Origin of the sequence: Microcystis sp. M53598_WE2, assembly GCF_030067735.1 — a bacterium.
In the GTDB taxonomy this organism is placed as follows: Bacteria; Cyanobacteriota; Cyanobacteriia; order Cyanobacteriales; family Microcystaceae; genus Microcystis; species Microcystis aeruginosa.
The window spans coordinates 1-4173 of record NZ_JASJFE010000102.1; the positions used below are offsets into that span (position 1 = coordinate 1).

7 protein-coding genes are annotated in these 4173 nt (G+C 41.8%); 2 read left to right on the top strand and 5 right to left on the bottom strand.

What is annotated here, in order from left to right:
* Positions 1-312 precede the first annotated feature (312 nt).
* The 5 genes from PX636_RS02355 to PX636_RS02375 all read right to left on the bottom strand — a co-directional run bounded on the left by PX636_RS02355 (position 313) and on the right by PX636_RS02375 (position 2757).
* The gene (locus tag PX636_RS02355; RefSeq protein ID WP_002733868.1) at positions 313-627 is read right to left on the bottom strand and encodes a HigA family addiction module antitoxin; all 315 of its coding nucleotides are present in this window, start codon (positions 625-627) and stop codon (positions 313-315) included.
* A gap of 16 nt (positions 628-643) precedes the next feature.
* Positions 644-925, bottom strand: coding sequence for a type II toxin-antitoxin system RelE/ParE family toxin (locus tag PX636_RS02360; RefSeq protein WP_052277943.1), 282 nt, complete (start codon positions 923-925; stop codon positions 644-646).
* 146 nt (positions 926-1071) lie between these two features.
* Positions 1072-1515, bottom strand: coding sequence for a type II toxin-antitoxin system YhaV family toxin (locus PX636_RS02365; RefSeq protein WP_287767082.1), 444 nt, complete (start codon positions 1513-1515; stop codon positions 1072-1074).
* Entirely contained in the window at positions 1505-1825 is a 321-nt protein-coding gene (locus PX636_RS02370; RefSeq protein ID WP_002793380.1) for a hypothetical protein, read from the bottom strand. Before PX636_RS02370 ends, PX636_RS02365 begins: the two co-directional genes overlap by 11 nt.
* A 422-nt stretch (positions 1826-2247) precedes the next feature.
* Positions 2248-2757, bottom strand: a complete 510-nt coding sequence (locus PX636_RS02375) for a transposase (protein WP_288116118.1) — start codon at positions 2755-2757, stop codon at positions 2248-2250.
* Positions 2758-2934: 177 nt separating this feature from the next.
* On the opposite strand from PX636_RS02375, the gene PX636_RS02380 reads away from it, so the two are divergent.
* Entirely contained in the window at positions 2935-3285 is a 351-nt protein-coding gene (locus PX636_RS02380) for a hypothetical protein (RefSeq protein WP_103112913.1), read from the top strand.
* Between the two features lie 12 nt (positions 3286-3297).
* Positions 3298-4125: a septum site-determining protein MinC gene (gene minC, locus PX636_RS02385; protein WP_288116119.1), complete on the top strand. Its 828-nt coding sequence runs from the start codon at positions 3298-3300 to the stop codon at positions 4123-4125.
* Positions 4126-4173 lie beyond the last annotated feature (48 nt).

Consider the following 4173-nt stretch of genomic DNA (forward strand, 5'->3'; position numbering starts at 1 on the left):
GACCGCTGATCTTGTAAGGTAAACAATGCCAATCTTAATTGATTAACTTAATGAAGATAAGAAGGAAACAATGAACGCTAAAGATTATCCCTTTGCTCAAGAATTGATTACTGCTCTATTTAATCGCGTCTAACTACTTAGTGTGATCGCCGATCTTGTAGTGCGATCGCCGCTCTTGTAGAGTGCGAAGCGCGAAGTGTAACGCACCTAATCTATGGTTATTCAATAATTGATGTAATGGTGGATTACGCTGCGCTAATCCACCCTACGGGGGGTTAAAATTATTATTCTTCCCCTATTTTTTCGGTTATGCTACAGTGCTTGTGAAGCAGCATAGACTTTTACTTCCTTCTCTAAACGTTCTCTGAGCCTATCTTTTTCTACTTCAATATCATACCTTGTTTGAAGATTCATCCAGAACCTTTCAGACATACCAAAATAACGAGAAAGCCTTAAGGCAATATCGGCAGTAATTCCTCGCTTTTCTTCGATAATTTCCTTGATTTGCTCTATTGGTACATTAAGATCTTCTGCCAAACGTTCTTGGCTAATTTCCATCGGTTTGAGAAATTCTTCTAACAGAATCTCACCAGGATGAATGGGGGCTAATAATTTTTTCTCAGTCATGATTATTGAGTAACAATTAATGATAATCGACTATTTCTACATTGTAGGCGTTGCCATTTTTCCAAATAAAACAGATCCGCCACTGATCGTTAATTCGGATACTATGCTGATTTTTTCTATCTCCTGAGAGTTTTTCCAACCGATTAGATGGAGGAATGTATAAATCCTGTAAAGTTTCGGCCGCGTCTAAAACTTCTAGCTTTCTCCGAGCATTTCGTTGAATATCTTGAGGTAATTTTCGTGAAAATTTACGTTTGAATAACTGCTCTGTCTCCTTAGATGCAAAACTCTTAATCATCAATAATTAGGAAAATGCACTACTATCATATCATCTTAGTGCGATCATCGATCTCATGCTAATGTTAGATCGCAATCTTTCTGTGGAGGCGCAGTTGAAAGTGTATCTGTGGGTTACGATCGCTTTTTCAACCACCTTATCACTAGCTAATCTTCTTGGCTATCAAGGATTAAAGCGTCAAGAGAATTGGGAAAATCACCTCGCTCAACCATTTTTGTGAAAACTTTGTAACAATCATTTTTATCCCCTTGTTTGCGAGGACAGCCTAGCCATAAAACAAAAATTGCTTTATACTCCTCGGTTTGTATAGCCCGAAAGAATAAGCGATAACGGTCAGGTAGTCCCATCTTTTTGACTCTTCCGTAATGCTTGAGCGCCCCAGTCAGAGCAAAATGGGAAGCAAAAGGGTCGAGAGGGATTTTTTCTTTAATGGCGACCATAATCGCCCTGTAGAGTTTGACTGTAGAATGAGTACGGTATGCTTCTGTTGGCAAGGTGTTTTTTAGTTTACGAACCTCAACTTGTAAATCGCGGCGTTGTTGCCCAAAAAGTCTTTTAATAAAGTAGATTCGCCAACCGTTAACTATCAAGTTCTACTCCTGTCATCAACTCTTCATCGACCGCCGCCATCGCTTCCGTATAAGCTTCTAACTCAGCATCAGGATTTAATAGGGCTTGCTTGGTCAGAAAATCTAAAAATAAACTCATCATCAGTTCATCTTCCTCCTGTTCTACAGATTGAGGCTGTAAGCGGACTAATAAGGTATCAGGGCTGATAACTTCAACAGCACCTTTAGCTTCCTTAAACTGGGGATTATCCTTAAAAAAACTGGCACTCAGACGGAAACCTGAAGCATTGCCTATTCTAGCCCAGGTTAGATTGTATTGTTTGTTACTCATGATTTTAGGCAAAGTTTACTACATATCATGTTATTACATAATTTAATAACATACAAGGTTGCCCAGTTTCTCTACCGCGTTTTAACTGAACTTACCCCATACATATATACTATAGGGGAGCGCGCCGAGAAAGCCATCGAGTAAAACTAGCGGATTTCGATTTAACAACGCGTAATGAAAAAAGTTCCGATTTTTGCCGTGGTGTACCGCAGCGTGAAACTTGCCGAAAACGTGTTCTGGAACATGGTAGAGAAACGTAGAAATTAAATCACCGAGTAGCAAGAGCGCTAGGGTGATCAGGATGGCTTTTAGTATAAGTAGTATCAAAATTTTCCCCTTAATTTTTCCGCTCGATCGTGTTTTGCAATTTACTATAAAAGAGAAAGTTAAATTTTTCTTTATGATTAAGTTAATTTTTAAAATCACGCCTTATATGAGTTGCCCAAAGGGTTGAACAGGAGTCTGCTCAAAGGATGGACAGAAAGTCCCTCAACTTTCTTTCTGAGCAATCGCTCCAAGTTGCGTCCTGTATTCTGCACCTCATTGAAAACCCCCTCAATCCGTTCTCGAAAATGTTGAAGAAGTCGCTCAAAGACGGGAGAAGTTTGTTGATGTTGATTGACTCTCTTAGCTGTAGAGACTCGATTACCTGTGGTTCTTGATATCTCAGTCTGCCAATCAGTACCAATAAACCCCTTGTCGGCTAGGATATTGTTGCCTTGAATGAACTGCAATACGGATTCTGCTGCGGGAGCGTTCGTCAGTATGAGCAGGGACGAGGGAATAAACCAAAAGGTCAACATTTCACTATCTCTGAAACTAGGCTCAGGTCCAGGCAGCATGGGAGTCAAGCGATATCCCTGTTCTTGATACCAGTCATCCACCAGGACATAAATAATAGTCAAGAGGGTGGGAGCATCTATCCTATTCATGGGAGGCCTCATGCTTTGGAGTGATTACCTTTATCGTGACCTCTCCCTTTGATTTTACAAACCTCTCTATCTCACATCAGCCGCAATTCCTAATTCATAATTCCTAATTCCCACTGCTGCCGGCTGCTCAAGGTTCATAATTAAAGAAACATCTATACTGATAGCTGGTTAATTTTTATGAAAACTGTTGCCGATACGGACTTGCAAAGGCTAGAAGACTTAATTATCAACGGACAAAAAGCGATCGAGACTCGTTTCACGGCGATCGAGAATAGTATCGTCGAAATTAAGGCTGATATTGGCGAAATTAAAGCTGATATTAAGGAAATCAAGCAAGATGTTAAATCCCTAGAGATAGGACAGGCAAAATTAACCGAAAGAGTCGAAGGGATGGATAATCGCCTCAAAATAGTCGAGGGCAGTCAAAAAAATCAAATTTGGGCATTGATAACCATTTTAGGGGGTTCACTGATTACCGCTTCCGTCGGTTTGCTGATCGCTATTTTGCGCTTTGTCTTGTTTAAGTAAAAAATTATGGCTATGGATGAAACTAAAACCGAAATAAATCAAGAAATCGACTCAGAAACCGAAAAACTTGAGCCATCAGCCTCGGTAATGTCGAGATACGCCCAAATCCACTTAAAAAGTGAGGGCGATAAATTGCTGCTAATTTTGCCCAAAACCGGTGCCGGGGAGACAAGTCAGGATTGGACAGATATCTTGACAGGATTAAAATATTATCTCCGTAATAGCGGCCAAAACTGCCCCGCTAGAACACCAGTACACCTACAGGCCAACGATCGCCTGATGGATACGCGCCAACTACAAGCGATCGCCACAATTTTAGACAGTGCCGAATTACCCCTGCATACCATCCAAACCCAAAGAAGACAAACCGCAGTAGCAGCGGCAACCATGGGTTACAATGTCGAACAAATGCGCTCGAATCCGACGGTTTTCGGGGACGAGCAACCGCTACCATCCCTCCTCGCTGAACCTTTATACTTAAAAACTACCCTGCGATCGGGTGTAGAAATCCGTCACCCGGGCACAGTTATAGTCATGGGCGATGTCAACCCCGGCGGATCGATCGTCGCTGATGGCGATATATTGGTTTGGGGGGGTTTACGCGGTGTGGCCCATGCTGGATTCCGCGGCGATCGAGCAGCGGTAATTATGGCCCTGCGAATCGACTTAACTCAACTGAGGATCGCGGAATTAGTGGCACGCACCCCGGCTTTGAATAGCGATCGCATTGAACCAGAAATTGCCTGTATCAGCGAAGGAGGAATCCGCATCATTGGGGCTTATAATTTTTCCAGAACCTACACCTTTAAAGATAAAGTTGGATGGGTCGAAAAAAAGTGAGCAGTGACCAGTAAACAGTGATCAGTAAACAGTAAAAATAGGGATTAA